Below are 14,842 nucleotides of genomic sequence, written 5' to 3' on the forward strand. Positions count from 1 at the left end.
TTTCAGAACCGAGCCTGCCAGCCTATTGCAGAACGGAGCGCAGGCCTGCGGCGAGGTAACCCGCCCAGTGGCGCTGCCCGGCCTCCTCGGCGATCAGGTCGTTGACGATTTCGAAGCCGCAGGCCGGTTTGCCTGAGCTCCAGCAATGGTAGTCGAGCGTGAAGGAGCCGCCGCCAATGCCGCTATAGGGCGCATTGTCGGCAATGGTCAGGCCGAATTGATCGCTCAGGCTCTGTGCCAGCATCCGCGCAAAGCCGCTATCCTCATGCCAGATCGTGCCGCCATCCATTGTGCGCATACTGCCCAGCGCCAATTGCCTGGTGCAGGAATGCAGCGCGAAAAATGCCGGACTGGCGTGGCGCGCCCGTATCGCCGCCCATTGCTCCGCCACCGCGGCATGAAACGGCCAGAAATAGCGCTCCTGCCGGTCCATCCGGTCTGTCTCGGACAGGCCGATATTTCCGGGGATAAGAACGCCATCGCTGCTTTCCGGGATAGACTGGCTGTCGGCAATCCAGCGATTGGTGTCGAGCACCAGCCGCGACTGCCCGGTCAGCACGGCGGGGGCGTCCAGCGCGGCCGCGAGCATCCGCACCACCGGTTCGATGCCGAGGTCGAGCGCGATGTGGAGGGCGTCACAGCCGGGCGCCAAACCCAGTCCGCTCAATGCGGCTGGGATATGCGCGCTAGCGTGATCGCACACGATGAGACAGGGGAATGAGCCGTTCCCATTGATGATCTCGATCATCTCAACTCCATTGGACAGCGACGCACACGGGCAGGCGACGCAAGTTTGTGCACTATGCATGCAAACGAAGCATTTGCTATTTAAGGTACGATATTTCGAACGAAGTTCTATCGCGATATGATTCTATAGCAATTTTTTCCATTAGCGTTCATATTTTTAGAATGCAAGCTGAAGAGCAATTTGCTTAAGTGGCGGCGCATCAAAAAGGGGGAACGTAATGTCCAGAATGCTTCTCGCTCTGTTTCTCGCCACCACTGTAATGGCTGGCACCGCGTCCATGGGAGCAGCCCAGGAGCTGCGTTTCGCCTCGAGCGGCGATGCCGTGTCCATGGACCCCTATATCCGCAACGAGGTCTTCACCTACAGCTTCCTCGGCAATGTCTATGAAGGTCTGGTGCGCCGGAACCCGGATTTGACCATTGCGCCGGAACTGGCCGAAAGCTGGGAGATGGTTTCCCCGACCCAGTGGCGCTTCCATCTGCGCCAGGGCGTCAGCTTCCACGATGGCAGCCCCTTCACCGCCGATGACGTGATCTTCTCGGCCGACCGTGTGCGCGCCGGCGATTCCGATTTCAAGAACCGCCTGAGCGGCGTCACCGAAGTGGTCAAGGTCGACGACTACACCGTCGATTTCATCACCGCCGAACCCAACCCCATCCTGCACTTTACCTGGCCCAATTGGTACATTATGTCCAAGACCTGGGCCGAGGCGAATGGGGTCGCCGATGCCAGCCGCGCCACCGATGTCGAGAATTTCGCGACGCTGCATGCCAATGGTACCGGTCCGTTCAAGCTCGTGACCCGCGAGCCCGGCATCAAGACCACGCTTGAAGCCAATGACGGCTGGTGGAACGAGGCCAATAAGGCCGGTAACGTCGAGAGCGTCACCTATACCCCGCTGCCGAACGACGCCACCCGCGTCGCCGCCCTTTTGTCGGGCCAGATGGACATGGTCTATCCCATCCCGGTGCAGGACATTCCGCGCCTCGAGGCTGCGCCCAACGTCAAGGTTATCGCCGGCCCCGAAGTGCGCACCATGTATCTGACCATGAACCAGTGGAAGGATACGCTGCCCGGTTCCGCCGTCGAGGGTGAAAATCCCTTCAAGGACCAGCGGGTTCGCGAGGCCGTCTATCGCGCCATCGATATCGACCTGATTAATCAGCGCATCATGCGCGGCCAGGCCACTGCCGCCGCCCTTATGGTTGCCCCTGGCGTCAATGGCTTCACCGACCAGATCGAGCGCTATGCCTACGATCCGGAAAAGTCCAAGGCGCTCCTGGCCGAGGCGGGCTATCCCGATGGCTTCAAGCTGACCTTCCAATGCTCGAACGACATGTATCTCAATGACGAGGCCATCTGCCTTGCCATCAGCTCCATGCTCGCCCGCGTCGGCATCGAAGCCGACACCAATGTGCAGGCCCGCGCGCAATATCTCGAAGCCGTACTCTCCCCGAACATGGATTTCGGCCTCGCCATGCTGGGCACCACCCCGGCAAGCCTCGACAGCCACATTGCGCTCTTCTCGCTGCATATGTGCCCACGCCTGTCCGAGGATCGTCCGATCTGGGCAGCCGATGACATCAAGAGCCTCGTGGCTGGTACGTCCAACTATGCCGGCTACTGCAATCCGGAAGTCGATGCGCTGTCCAAGCAGATCCTCAGCGAGACCGACGAGGCCAAGCGCGACGAGCTGATCAAGCAGGCCTGGACCATCACCACCGATGATGTCGCCTATATCCCGCTGATGCAGTCCTGGTCGGCCTGGGCCACCGCCGCCAATGTCACGCTCGAGCGCCGCGCCGACAACGTCTTCGACTGGCGCTACGTCACCATCGACTGATTTCGGTTCTCCGGGCGCGGCCTTGCCGCTGCGCCCGGCCTTTCCCGTCAACGCCGACCCGAGGCCGGTATGCTTTCCTTCCTGTTCAGGCGCCTGGTGCAGTCGGCCTTCGTGCTGCTTGTCGTCGCGCTGCTGTCCTTCATCATGTTCCGCTATCTGGGCGACCCGGTCGCGCAGCTGGTGAATGAAGATGCCACCTATGCCGACCGCCTGGCGCTCCGAAACCAGATGGGGCTCGACGAGCCGATCTGGGTGCAGTTCGCCCATTTCGTCGGCCGCGTCCTGCAGGGCAATTTCGGCCTTTCCTATCAGATGGGCCAGCCGGTTTCCCGCCTCCTGGCCGACCGCCTGCCGGCCTCGATCGAACTGAGCCTCGTCGCCTTCGGCATCTCGCTGGTGCTCGGCATTCCCATGGGCATCTATGCCAGCCTCAAGCCCAACAGCTTTGGCGCTCGCGCCATGATGATCCTGTCGCTGGTCGGCATTTCCTTGCCCACCTTCTTCATTGGCATCATGCTGATCCTTTATTTCGGCGTCGAACTCGGTTGGCTGCCCACCTTCGGACGTGGCCAGGTGGTCAATGTCCTTGGCTGGCCTACCGGCCTGCTCACCGTCTCGGGTCTGCAATCGATCATTCTGCCGGCCATCACGCTTGGCCTGTTTCAGCTCACCTTCATCATGCGCCTCGTGCGCGCCGAAATGCTGGAAATCCTCAAGACCGATTACATCAAATTCGCCAAGGCCCGTGGCCTCAGCGCCCGCAAGGTCTATTTCGGCCACGCCCTGAAAAACACCATGATCCCGGTCATGACCATTGCCGGTCTGCAGCTGGGCTCGATCATCGCTTTCGGCATCATCACCGAAAGCGTGTTCCAGTGGCCGGGCATTGGCTTGCTTTTCCTGCAGGCCGTCTCGACCGTCGATATCCCGGTGATCTCCGCTTACTTGCTCCTGGTCGCGGTGATCTTCGTCACGGTCAATCTGATCGTCGACATCCTCTATTTCCTCATCGATCCGCGCTTGCGCGTCAACGCGAGCTGAGGCCCGCCATGTCAACCGCTACCAAAACTTCGCTTTTCGCGCGCATGACCGATAGCGAGCTGTTCTATCGCTACATCAATTCGCCCACCACGGTGATCGCCACCATTATCGGCCTGGCCATGGTGCTGGCGGCGGTGCTGGCGCCCTGGATCGCGCCGCAAGACCCGTTCAACATGGCCGAGCTGGATCTGTGGAACTCGCTGCTGCCGCCCGCCTGGCACGAAGGGGGCGACATGCGCTTCCTGCTCGGGACCGACGATCAGGGCCGCGACCTGCTCTCGGCCCTGCTCTACGGCACCCGCACCTCGCTGATGGTGGGCGGCATCTCCGTGCTGATCGCCGTCGTCGTCGGCATCGCGGTGGGCTTGATCGCCGGCTATGTCGGCGGAGCCTTCGACGCCATCGCCATGCGTATCGTCGATATCCAGATGACCTTCCCGGCCATCATGGTGGCGCTGTTGATCGACGGTGTCAGCCGTAGCGTGTTGCCGCGCGACCAGCACGACAGCCTCGCCATCTTCGTCATCATTTTTGCCCTCAGCCTTTCCATCTGGCCGCAGGTTGCCCGCACCGTGCGCGCCTCCACCATGGTGCAGGCCAAGCGCGAATATGTGCTGGCCGCGCAGGTGATCGGCATTCCCCCGCTCACCATCATGTTCCGCCATGTGCTGCCCAACGTTCTGGGCCCGGTGCTGGTTATCGCTACCATCAATGTCGGCCTTGCCGTGCTGGGTGAGGCCACCCTCAGCTTCCTCGGTGTCGGCATTCCCGCCTCCCAGCCGTCGCTGGGCACGCTCATCCGCATGGGCAATGGCTTCCTGTTCTCCGGCGAGCAATGGCTGGTGATCTTCCCCGGTATCACGCTGGCGCTGCTGGTGCTGTCGGTCAACCTGACTGGCGACTGGCTGCGCGACGTGCTCGACCCCAAGCTGCGCTGAGGAGACCGACCATGACACTTCTCTCTATCAAGGGCCTGCGCGTCGAATATCCCGGCCGCAAGGGCACTTTCGTCGCCGCCACCGGCGTTGATCTGACTGTCGCGCGGGGCGAAATTCTCGGCCTGGTCGGTGAATCGGGCGCCGGCAAGTCCACCATCGGCAGCGCCATCATGGGCCTGCTCGACTTTCCGGGCCGCGTCACCGCCGGCGAAATCCTCTTCGAAGGCCAGAAAATCGACGCCACCGACAGGGCGGCTCTGCAGGCGCTGCGCGGTCGCCGCATCTCGATGATCTTTCAGGATCCGCTGACCAGCCTCAATCCCATCTACACGGTGGGCCACCAACTGATCGAAACCATCCAGTCGCACCTGCCGCTGGACCACGCTGGAGCGCGCAAGCGGGCCGTCGAAATGCTCGACGCCGTGGGCATTGCCGAGCCCAAAGTGCGGATCGATCAATATCCGCATCAGTTCTCCGGCGGCATGCGCCAGCGCGTCGTCATTGCCCTGGTGCTCTGTTCCGAACCCGACCTGATCATCGCCGACGAGCCGACCACGGCGCTCGACGTCTCCGTGCAGGCGCAGATCCTCAAGCTCATCAAGAAGCTGGTGGCCGAGCGCGATGTCGGCGTCATTCTCGTCACCCACGACATGGGCGTCATTGCCGAAACCGCCGATCGCGTCATGGTTATGCATCGCGGCCAGGTGGTGGAGACCGGCGACACACATCAGGTCATTCACGAGCCGCGCCACGACTATACCAAGTCGCTGATCGCCGCCGTGCCGCGGGGCGACAGGAGCCTTCACCGCTTCCCGCGCGTCGTCTACCAGACCGACAATGCCACGCCCGAAAAGCAGATTGACCTCGGCACCCATTGGCTGGGTCGCGCCGCCAACGCCGCCAGCAGCACCGAAGGCAAGGCTCTGGTCGAAGTCCGCAATCTCGATCTGCGCTTTCTGACCCGCAATGCCATGCTGCCGCGCAACCGGCGCTATTTCAATGCCGTGCGCGATGTCAGCTTCGATATCCGCGAGCGCGAAGTGCTGGGGCTGGTCGGCGAGTCCGGCAGCGGCAAATCCACCATCGCCCGCGTCCTGGCCCAGATCTACCGCCCCACCAGCGGCACCTTTACCTTTGGCGGTAAGCTGGTCGATGCCAAATTGCCCAGCCGCGAAGCCATGGCGATCCGCACCCAGATCCAGATGATCTTCCAGGATCCCTATTCCTCGCTCAATCCGCGCATGCGGGTCGATCGCATCATCGCCGAGCCCATCCGCCATCATCGCCTGGCGGAGAACGAGACCGAACTGCGCGGCATCGTTCACGATCTGCTCGAAGTGGTCGGGCTTGGCGCCGCGGCGGCATCGAAATTCCCGCACGAATTCTCCGGTGGCCAGCGCCAGCGCATCGCCATTGCCCGAGCGCTGGCCACCCGTCCGCGCTTCCTCATCTGTGACGAGCCGACATCGGCGCTCGACGTCTCCATCCAGGCGCAGATCCTCAATCTGCTCAAGGATCTGCGCGACGCGCTCAATCTCACCGTGCTGTTTATCAGCCACGACCTGCCGGTGGTTCGCCAGATGTGCGACCGCGTCATCGTCATGCGCAACGGTGCCATCGTCGAGGAGGCAGAAGTCAACGATCTCTTCAATGCCCCAAAGTCCGACTACGCCAAGGAACTGCTGAACCTGATGCCCTCGCTCTGAGGACATCGGCTTCTGGACAATCGAGGAACGCCATGACCCAAACCACAGCCAAGCGCGAAGTCGAATGGGCACGCATGACCGCCCCCGAGCTCAAGGCGCTGGCCCTGAGCGGCAAGGCGCTCGCCATCCTGCCCGCCGGCGCGCTCGAGCAACATGGCCCGCATCTGCCTGTTATCGTCGATACGGCCAGCGCCAATGCGGCCGCTGTCGCTGCGGCGCAGGAGGTTGCGGCGGATATGCCGGTGGCGGTTCTGCCGCCGCTGTGGATGGGTATGAGCGAGCACCATCTGCCGTTCGGCGGCACCATCAGCCTCGATTACGCCGTCTATCGCGCCGTGCTTGCCGCGATTGTCCGCTCGCTCAAGGCTATCGGCTTTGCACGCCTGTTGATCGTTAACGGCCATGGCGGCAATATCGAGGGGCTGAATCTGTCGGCGCGCGAATTGGCGGTAGAATACGACATGCCCATCGCCACCATCATGCCCTGGATGAACGCCCGGGCCGAAATCACCGCGCTGATGGAAAGCGCTGCGCCCGGCCATGCCTGCGAAGGTGAGACGTCCCTGATGCTGGCCATTGCAGGCGATCTCGTGCGCACTGAGAAATTCGAGGAAGCCGCATCCTCGACCATCGCGCCCACCAATGCCCCGCCGGGCATTTCGCGCTTCTATTCCTTCGCCGAGCGCGCCCCCCAGACCGGTGTCATGGGCGATCCGCGCAAGGCCACTGCCGCCAAGGGCGAAGCGGTCCTCGCCATTCACAAGCGCCTGGTGGTCGAGGCCATCCGCAACGAGCGTGTCTGGTCGCAGCCCGATGCCGTCTGGCAAGAGGGCAGGGGCCTGCGCACACAGGACGGCCCTCTGGCGCCGTCAAAGTCCTAGGAGAAAATCATGTGCCGCTTTCTCGCCTATCTCGGAGCGCCGATCTTTCTCGATGAGCTGGTCTATACCCCGGCCCATTCGCTGATCCACCAATCTCTGCACGCGACCGAGGCCAAGACCGAGACCAATGGTGATGGCTTCGGACTGGGCTGGTATGGCGACCGAACCGAGCCGGGCATCTATCACGAAGTCCTGCCCGCCTGGTCCGACCAGAACCTGCGCAGCCTCTGCGGCCAGATCCGTAGCCGCCTGTTCTTTGCCCATGTGCGCGCCTCGACCGGCACCGCACTGTCGCGCTCCAATTGCCATCCCTTCCGCCACCAGGCGGACCTGTTCATGCACAATGGCCAGATCGGCGGCTATCGCCACCTCAAGCGCCAGATCGAAACCGTCCTGCCCGATACGCTTTACGAACATCGCCTGGGCACTACCGATTCCGAGGCGCTGTTTCTCATGGCTCTCGCCAATGGCCTGCGCGACGAACCCATTGCCGCCATGGAGCGCACTTTGGGTACGGTCCAATCCATGCTTGATCGCGCCGGCATCACCGAACCGCTGCGCTTCACCAGCTGCTACACCAATGGCGAAACCCTCTGGGCCTATCGCTGGGCCTCCGACGACAAGGCGCCGAGCCTTTACTATCGCGAGGAAGAGGGCGGTTATCTCGTCGTCTCTGAGCCGATCGACGAAGGCACCAAGTGCTGGAACGTGGTCCCCAAGCAGTCGGTGCTGCGCGTCGATGCCGGTGGCATCCACATCGAGCCGATGAGCATCGGTTATGGAGTTGCAGCATGATGGCCGCCTCTCTCACGCCCCGCACCGCGCCGGTGATCCCGAGCCTCGATTGCCCCAACCGCGCCTGGACCCGTCAGGCCCTGGTGCTGCTCGAGGCCGAAGGCCGCCGTTCGGCCGACACGCACCTCATTCCCCTGCCGATCCGGGGTTTTGAGGATACCCCATTCTATCTCAAGGATGAATCCGCCCACCCCACCGGCAGCCTCAAGCATCGCCTGGCGCGTTCGCTCTTCCTCTACGGCATCTGCAATGGCCTCATCCGCAAGGGCACGACGCTTACTGAAGCTTCGTCCGGCTCCACCGCCGTCAGCGAGGCCTATTACGCGCGCATGCTCGGGCTCGATTTCATCGCCGTCCTCCCCGCGCGCACCAGCCCCAGCAAGATTGCCGCCATCACTCAGCAGGGCGGCCGGTGCCATCTGGTGGAAGATGGGAGCACCATCTACCAGGTCGCTGCCGATCTGGCGGCCGAGTGCGGCGGCTATTATCTCGACCAGTTCACCTTTGCCGAGCGTGCCACCGATTGGCGCGGCAACAACAACATCGCCGAATCCATCTTCCGGCAGATGGAAAACGAACCCTTCTGCGTCCCTAGCTGGGTGGTGATGGGGGCAGGCACCGGCGGCACCGCGGCCACTATAGGCCGCTACATCCGCTATCGCGGCTACAATACGCGCCTCTGTGTCGCCGATGTCGAGCGCTCCGCCTTCTACGAAGGCTGGCTCGACGCCAATCCCGAGGCGCGCTGCGCTTTGCCCAGCCGCATCGAGGGCGTGGGACGTCCGCGCGTCGAAAAATCCTTCATTCCCGGTGTTGTCGACCACATGATCAAGGTGCCCGACACCACCTCGCTGGCCGCCATGCATGTGCTTTCCAAACGCCTCAGTCGGCGCGTCGGTGGCTCTACGGGCACCAATTTCTACGGCCTCTGCTGGGCTGCCAGCCAGATGCGCCGGGATGGCGCCAAGGGCTCGCTGGTGACGCTGATCTGCGACAGTGGCGAGCGTTACGCCGACACCTATTACAACCCTGAATGGCTGGCCGAACAAAAACTCGACCTGCGTGCCGATATCGAGCGCATCGAGACGTTCCTCACGAGCGAGGGCGCTCTCCTCGAACCGTCCGACTAAGCCATGGGCGCCATGCGGCGCGCCCGCGACAAACGTTAGCCGATGACGCTGCGAATGGTTTCGATCGGCAGTTCGTGGAAGGTCTGCGTGTAATAGGCCGCGAAGCGCCCAAGGTGGAAAAAGCCGTTTTCCATGGCGATCTGCGCCACACCCTTACGCGCCTCCTCCGGCCGCAGCATGGCACGTCGCGCCTGATCGAGGCGGTGCCGGCGCAGCCAGATCAGGGGGCTTATGCCGACGGCCTGGATAAAGGCGCTGCGCACCACATGTTCGGGCAGGTCGATGGCTCTGGCCAGCTCGGCCACGCTCAAAGGCCCATGTGACTTGGCCTCGATGACCTTGCGCGCCTTGCGCACCACGGCATGCGCATAGCTCTCGGTCAGCGGCTTGTGGTCCATGCTCGAGAGAAAGGTGCACAGGTCTGAGACTCGGTCGACGATGAAATCGGGCAGGACCGTGCCGAATTCGCGTGGTGATCGGCGCATGCCCTCCGGCGCCATCGACATCATCGAGGCGATCCAGCTGCTCATCTCATGCGCGCCGGGATAGGCCTCGATGCTGCAAAGCGGCCCGGTGCGCCGCCGGTCGAGACCGGGCAGGTCCTTTTCGTCGAGGGTGACGAAATAGCCCTGCGTGGTTTCGGAGGTGACCACATTGATCTCGTGTCCGCCCATATGCAGAAAGCCGGGCCCCTCACGCTTGGCGCCGTTGATGCGGCTGTCCACCGCAGGTGCCGGCAGCACCAGCACCACCTTTCCGGCTGGCGGCGCCGTGGTTTCGGCCACGCTGACATTGAGCCGCTCTTCCCAGATACTGACGCGCCCCAGCTCCATGCGCACCACCGTGCCCTCGAAGCGGCCGGCTCCCATCTGCGTATAGCGCTGGTCCCAGCCCAAAAGCCCGCGTTCCTGTTCGGATGCGTCGGCAAAGGCATTGATGGAGAAGCTGGGCAGCGTTCGCAAAGGTTCACCCCTGGACAGCCGACTCCTACATTGCGATCAAAAATACGGCAACAGAAAAGATAGCCTAAAAAATAGGCGAAATATCTTTTGGATTCGGATTTCGCCGGTCCGCTCGCGCTGTTGAGGTGCCAACTCCGCGACCATGGAGATGGCAATGGCCAATACATTTTCGGTTCTGACCTGCTCGGCTTTGCTCGCCGCCCAGCTTGCAGCGCCCGTGAGCGTCCTCGCCCAGGACGACACTTTCGTGCCCGAAACCCTCACGGCCAGGGAGCGGCTCGATCCCGGCCCCAAGGTGTTCGTCAACGTGCAGAACTGGGGCGGCGGGCCGAGCTTCGTGCGGATCTATTCCGCCGATGACCTCACCATTCAGGGTACGGCCGACGCTGGCGCCCAGAGCCATTTTGCCATCTCCGGTGACGGCAAGACCATCTACATCGCCTCCGGCTTTTACAGTCGCCTGAGCTCGGGCACGGCCGAGCATGTGGTGCGCATTTTCGACACCGACACCGCCACCCTGATCAAGGAAATCCAGCTTCCGGTGAAGGTGTCGCAATATACCGACGATGCCGCCCTCATGCAGCTCAGCAGCGATGAGAAATACCTCTATGTTCAGAATGCCACGCCTGCGACCTCGGTGACCGTGGTCGATCTGGAACTGGGCGAGGTTGTCCAGGAAGTGCCATCGCCGGGTTGCTTCGGCATCTATCCCAGCCTGGAAGGCCACGCCTATTCCACCATTTGCGGCGACGGCACCTTCACCACCATGACGCTGAGCGCCGATGGCAAGAGCTTCGAATCCAAGAAGAGCGCGCCGGTCTTCGACCCCGAGGAAGACCCGATCTACCTCTCCTTCGATCGCGCCGGCAGCGACTTGCTTTTCATTTCCTATAAGGGCGTGGTCCATCGTCTGGCCGATGCCGATGGCGTCATCACCGAGGTTTCCACCACCCCCATCACCGAAGGTGTCGAAGGCGACTGGGGCACTTCGGGCTACACCGTGGTCAGCTATAACGAGCCCAACGGCATTCTCTTCGTGCCCATGGCCTCGGGTCGCCACGACGGCTCCCATTATCACGACGCCGAGGAAATCTGGGCCTACGACCTGGTCAACAGCAAGCTGCTCTATCGCACGCCGGTCGAGGGCATCACTTCGGTGATCACCACCGACGAGGCCGTTCCCACCCTCTATGCGCTCGATATCGGTGGCGGCAAGGTCATCAAGTTCGAGGTTGATCCCGAAGCCAAGTTCGCCGCCAAGAAGGTTGCCGAACACGCCACCAAGGGCTTCACCACCACGCTGGCGGCCCGCCAATGACCGACGCGGACATGTTTTCCCTGCTGGCGGCGGCACTGACGGTTTTCGTCAGCCTGATCTTTGCCCGCGCCGCCTGGCACAAGCTGAGCGAATTCACCGAATTCACCGGCTTCGTTGCCGACTACCAGCTCTTGCCGGAGCGCCTCGTTGTCCCGGCATCCTGGGCCATCGTCACCGCCGAAACCGCCAGTGTCGCCCTGCAACTGGTGCCCGGTGGGCGTCTCCTTGGCCTCGGCATCGCAGTCATGATGCTGCTCGCCTATGCCGGTGCCATGGCCGTCAATATCCGTCGCGGACGCACGGCGATCGAATGCGGCTGCGGTGGCGCGGTGCAGCCGCTGTCCTGGTCGCTGGTGGTGCGCAACGCCATCCTCGCCACCATGGGCCTGGTTGCTATCGCCATGCCGCTTGGCCCGATGAGCGCCCCCGACGCCATCGCCGCCATCGGTGCCGGCTTCGCCCTTTGGGTGGGGTTCCTCCTCATCGAACAGATCCTCTCCAACGCCTCAATCGCCCGGCTCACCCGCTGACGCCGCCACGGAGTTCTCAATCATGACACTCGTCATTTTCGCTCTCGCCGTTCTTTTCGTCATGGTCATCGCGCTGACCGTCGGCCTGCTCGCCCTCGGCCGGCAGGTGGGGATCCTGTTCGAACGCGTCTCGCCCATGGGGGCGCTGGTCAACGATTCCGGCCCCGAAGTGGGCCAGATGACCCCGCTCTTCAGCCTCCCCAGCCTCACCGGCGGTATGGTCAATATCGGGCCTAAGCCGGGCAAGGCGACGCTGGTCTTCTTCCTGTCGCCCACCTGCCCAGTTTGCAAAAAACTGCTGCCGATCATCGAGTCCGTCCGCAAAGCGGAATCGAGCTGGCTCGATGTCGTGCTCGCAAGCGATGGCCAGAAGGCGCAACACGAGCGATTCATCGAAACGGCCAGGCTCGCCGATTACCCCTATGTGGTCTCGACTGAACTGGGCCTGGCCTATCGTGTCGCCCGACTGCCCTACGCCGTGCTGTTCGACCAGCACGGTACTATCCGCGCAAAAGGCCTGATCAACAGCCGCGAGCAGTTCGACAGCCTGTTCAATGCCTATGACATGAAGGTTGCCTCGATCCAGTCCTACATCGATCAGCAGCCGGCGGTTCAGCACTAGTTCCCGAACACACTTTAGGAGAGCCGCTATGGCAAAACTGATGGAACGACTTTTCACCTGGATGGACGATGCGGCCGAAAGCCGGACCCGCGACATCGCCCACCGCGCCGGCCGCCGCAGTTTCCTGCAAAAGGCCGGCTGGGCTCTGGTCGGCGGTGCCGTCCTGCCCATGCTGCCCTATGACAATTCCAACGGTGTTGCCTATGCCCGCGGTCTTGGCGAACCGGATGAACTGCCCGAAGATTGCGAATATTGGCGCTACTGTTCGCTGCACGGCTCGCTCTGCAGCCAGTGCGGCGGCTCGGTCACCCAGTGTCCGCCGGGCACTCAACCGTCCAAGGTTGCGTGGGTCGGCACCTGCCGCAATCCAAATGACGACAAGGATTATCTCGTCTCCTACAACGACTGCTGCGGCAAGGGCGGCGGCTGTGGCGACGGCTGCTCGCGCCAGGAAGGCGATCGCCCCGGCTACCTCATGGGTCTGGCCAGCGAATCCAGCTGGTGCCAGGCCAATGACAACAAGGGCATCCATTGCACCGTGGCCATCGTCGTGGGTCTGGCCGAATGAAGCTTGGGACTTTCTCCGTCCTCGTGCTGGCGCTCCTCGGAGCGCCGGCCATGGCCGGCGAAGCAGGGGAAACTCTCTTCGTCGACAGCTGCAGCGGCTGCCACCAGCTCGCCGGTGCCGGCCAGGCCGGGCTCGCCCCGCCGCTCACCGACAAGGCGTTGTGGACCGGTCTTGGGCCGCGCGGCACCGACTATATCGCCGGGGTGATGATGGGCGGGCTCACTGGCACCATCACTGCCGCGGGTCAAAAGTACATCGGCCTTGCAATGCCCCCTCAGGACTGGATGACCGACGAGGAAATGCAGGCGGTCGCCGACTACGTCCTCAACGATCTCAACGGCCTTAGCCTCGACATCCCCGTCGAAACCTTCGCGGCATTGCGCCAGGCACCGCCGTCCCATTCCGCGCTGCGCGCGCTGCGCAAGGAGGCCATTCCATGATCGTCCGCTCCGCCCTGGCTGTCCTCCTCCTCGCCTGCGCGCCCGCCCTTGGGGCCGAGCGATCGGCGCCGGTCAATTATGTGCTGCGCTGTCTGGGTTGCCATCTGCAGGACGGCACCGGCCTGCCTGCCGCCGGTATTCCCGATTTCGTCGGCATGGTCGGCGTCTTCACCGGCAACGAGGAGGCGCGCCGCTACCTGCTGCATGTCCCCGGCGTCATCAATTCCGGCCTCAGCGACAACGAGACCGCCGCGCTGCTGAATTACATCATGGACACCTATGCAGGTGACTCCATGCCCGATGGCGCTGCGCCCTTCACCGCCGAGGAGGTGGGGGTGCTCAAGGCACAGGATGTGGGCAATGTCGTCGCCTATCGTCGGCGTATCGCCGCGGCGCTCGAGGCAGAAGGCTATGTCGTCGCTGACTATCCCTGGCCTTGAGGCGGGGTCCGCCTAGTTCTTGGCGATCAGGTCCCAGCGGTTCTGCTGGGTCAGCATGGCGCGGACATAGAGCATGTTCGATTCCACCTGGTCCGGCGGCAGTTCGGCGGCATAGATCGCCTTGGCTTCGCCGAACCGGCCTTGCAGGCCGACGATCAGTGCCAGGTTCTGCCGCGTCTGGCTGGTCGAGCCACGCATCTGCACCGCACGGCGGAGATGCTTCTCTGCCGTTACCAGATCGTTCGACATGGCATAGGAGAGGCCCATATTGGTCTCGATCGAGGGCTCGCCGGGCGCCATTACCGCCGCCTGGGCATAGAGCGCGCGGGCCTGGTCGTTCTGGCCCATCTGGTCCAGCGTCGCGCCCTTGACCATCAGCGCGTTCCAGTCCGGTGCATCGGGGCGGATGACGCCGTCGAGCACGCCGAGTGACTGGTCGAACCGGCCATTGGCGGTCAGCGCCTTGGCATAGGCGATGCGGATTTCGACATCGTTGGGGCTGTAGGTGATGGCCTGTTCCAGCGCGGCGGCAGCCTGGCCCGACTGGCCAGCGGCGCGCAAGGCGGCGGCATAATTGATCACCACATTGCGGTCGCGCGGATTGCGGCGATAGCGCTCGGTCAGCTCCGCCAGCGAGCTCTGCCCCTGGCTGGCGGCCATGCCGCCATGATCGGTATTGCCCAGCTGCCCGCGATTGGAGGCGCAGGCGCTCAGGGCAAGCGCCGCAATGCCTGCCAGAAGCAGGGGGCGCACCACCTTTGCGAGCGAGGACAATCTGGACACGGCACACTCCGAAACGGGCTTTCCGCCCTTACGCAGCAATAGATCATTAACCCTAACACCCGGTTAAGGCGCCCTGGCTTGCATTGCGCCCAACGCC

Annotated in this window: 16 protein-coding genes; 13 read left to right on the plus strand and 3 right to left on the minus strand. The window is 63.1% G+C overall.

The window, feature by feature from the left end:
• Positions 1–22 precede the first annotated feature (22 nt).
• Positions 23–748: an N-formylglutamate amidohydrolase gene (locus BGO80_RS14055; RefSeq protein WP_286721965.1), complete on the minus strand. Its 726-nt coding sequence runs from the start codon at positions 746–748 to the stop codon at positions 23–25.
• A 217-nt stretch (positions 749–965) separates the two neighbouring features.
• Here BGO80_RS14055 and BGO80_RS14060 point away from each other — a divergent pair, with 217 nt between their 5' ends.
• The 7 genes from BGO80_RS14060 (at position 966) to BGO80_RS14090 (ending at position 9,082) form a co-directional block, all read left to right on the plus strand.
• Positions 966–2,591 (plus strand): ABC transporter substrate-binding protein, encoded by a 1,626-nt coding sequence (locus BGO80_RS14060; RefSeq protein ID WP_286721966.1) that lies wholly within the window; start codon positions 966–968, stop codon positions 2,589–2,591.
• 69 nt (positions 2,592–2,660) lie between these two features.
• Positions 2,661–3,632, plus strand: coding sequence for an ABC transporter permease (locus BGO80_RS14065; protein WP_286721967.1), 972 nt, complete (start codon positions 2,661–2,663; stop codon positions 3,630–3,632).
• 8 nt (positions 3,633–3,640) lie between these two features.
• On the plus strand, positions 3,641–4,570 hold the full coding sequence (locus BGO80_RS14070) for an ABC transporter permease (protein ID WP_126149517.1): 930 nt from the start codon (positions 3,641–3,643) through the stop codon (positions 4,568–4,570).
• Positions 4,571–4,581: 11 nt separating this feature from the next.
• A complete protein-coding gene (locus tag BGO80_RS14075) occupies positions 4,582–6,276 on the plus strand; it encodes a dipeptide ABC transporter ATP-binding protein (RefSeq protein WP_286721968.1) in 1,695 nt (564 codons plus the stop codon).
• A 32-nt stretch (positions 6,277–6,308) separates the two neighbouring features.
• Complete coding sequence (locus BGO80_RS14080) at positions 6,309–7,157, plus strand: creatininase family protein (RefSeq protein ID WP_286721969.1); 849 nt, start codon at positions 6,309–6,311, stop codon at positions 7,155–7,157.
• Positions 7,158–7,166: 9 nt separating this feature from the next.
• Complete coding sequence (locus BGO80_RS14085; protein ID WP_286721970.1) at positions 7,167–7,952, plus strand: class II glutamine amidotransferase; 786 nt, start codon at positions 7,167–7,169, stop codon at positions 7,950–7,952.
• On the plus strand, positions 7,952–9,082 hold the full coding sequence (locus BGO80_RS14090) for a PLP-dependent cysteine synthase family protein (RefSeq protein WP_286723045.1): 1,131 nt from the start codon (positions 7,952–7,954) through the stop codon (positions 9,080–9,082). The genes BGO80_RS14085 and BGO80_RS14090 overlap by 1 nt, the downstream gene beginning before the upstream one ends.
• Before the next feature lie 35 nt (positions 9,083–9,117).
• Here BGO80_RS14090 and BGO80_RS14095 read toward each other — a convergent pair whose 3' ends face one another.
• The gene (locus tag BGO80_RS14095; protein ID WP_126149520.1) at positions 9,118–10,044 is read right to left on the minus strand and encodes a helix-turn-helix domain-containing protein; all 927 of its coding nucleotides are present in this window, start codon (positions 10,042–10,044) and stop codon (positions 9,118–9,120) included.
• A 154-nt stretch (positions 10,045–10,198) separates the two neighbouring features.
• On the opposite strand from BGO80_RS14095, the gene BGO80_RS14100 reads away from it, so the two are divergent.
• The 6 genes from BGO80_RS14100 to BGO80_RS14125 are packed head-to-tail and all read left to right on the plus strand — an operon-like array spanning position 10,199 to position 13,962.
• Entirely contained in the window at positions 10,199–11,362 is a 1,164-nt protein-coding gene (locus tag BGO80_RS14100; protein ID WP_286721971.1) for an amine dehydrogenase large subunit, read from the plus strand.
• Positions 11,359–11,892: a MauE/DoxX family redox-associated membrane protein gene (locus tag BGO80_RS14105; protein WP_286721972.1), complete on the plus strand. Its 534-nt coding sequence runs from the start codon at positions 11,359–11,361 to the stop codon at positions 11,890–11,892. The genes BGO80_RS14100 and BGO80_RS14105 overlap by 4 nt, the downstream gene beginning before the upstream one ends.
• Before the next feature lie 22 nt (positions 11,893–11,914).
• Positions 11,915–12,514 (plus strand): methylamine dehydrogenase accessory protein MauD, encoded by a 600-nt coding sequence (gene mauD, locus BGO80_RS14110; RefSeq protein ID WP_286721973.1) that lies wholly within the window; start codon positions 11,915–11,917, stop codon positions 12,512–12,514.
• 28 nt (positions 12,515–12,542) lie between these two features.
• Positions 12,543–13,082, plus strand: coding sequence for a methylamine dehydrogenase light chain (locus BGO80_RS14115; RefSeq protein WP_126149524.1), 540 nt, complete (start codon positions 12,543–12,545; stop codon positions 13,080–13,082).
• Positions 13,079–13,522, plus strand: a complete 444-nt coding sequence (locus BGO80_RS14120) for a c-type cytochrome (RefSeq protein ID WP_286721974.1) — start codon at positions 13,079–13,081, stop codon at positions 13,520–13,522. Before BGO80_RS14115 ends, BGO80_RS14120 begins: the two co-directional genes overlap by 4 nt.
• Positions 13,519–13,962, plus strand: coding sequence for a hypothetical protein (locus tag BGO80_RS14125; RefSeq protein WP_286721975.1), 444 nt, complete (start codon positions 13,519–13,521; stop codon positions 13,960–13,962). Before BGO80_RS14120 ends, BGO80_RS14125 begins: the two co-directional genes overlap by 4 nt.
• Before the next feature lie 12 nt (positions 13,963–13,974).
• Here the strand turns inward: BGO80_RS14125 and BGO80_RS14130 are convergent, their stop codons facing one another.
• A complete protein-coding gene (locus BGO80_RS14130; protein ID WP_286721976.1) occupies positions 13,975–14,745 on the minus strand; it encodes a tetratricopeptide repeat protein in 771 nt (256 codons plus the stop codon).
• Between the last annotated feature and the right edge of the window lie 97 nt (positions 14,746–14,842).

Origin of the sequence: Devosia sp. 63-57 (genome assembly GCF_001899045.1) — a bacterium.
GTDB lineage: Bacteria > Pseudomonadota > Alphaproteobacteria > Rhizobiales > Devosiaceae > Devosia > Devosia equisanguinis.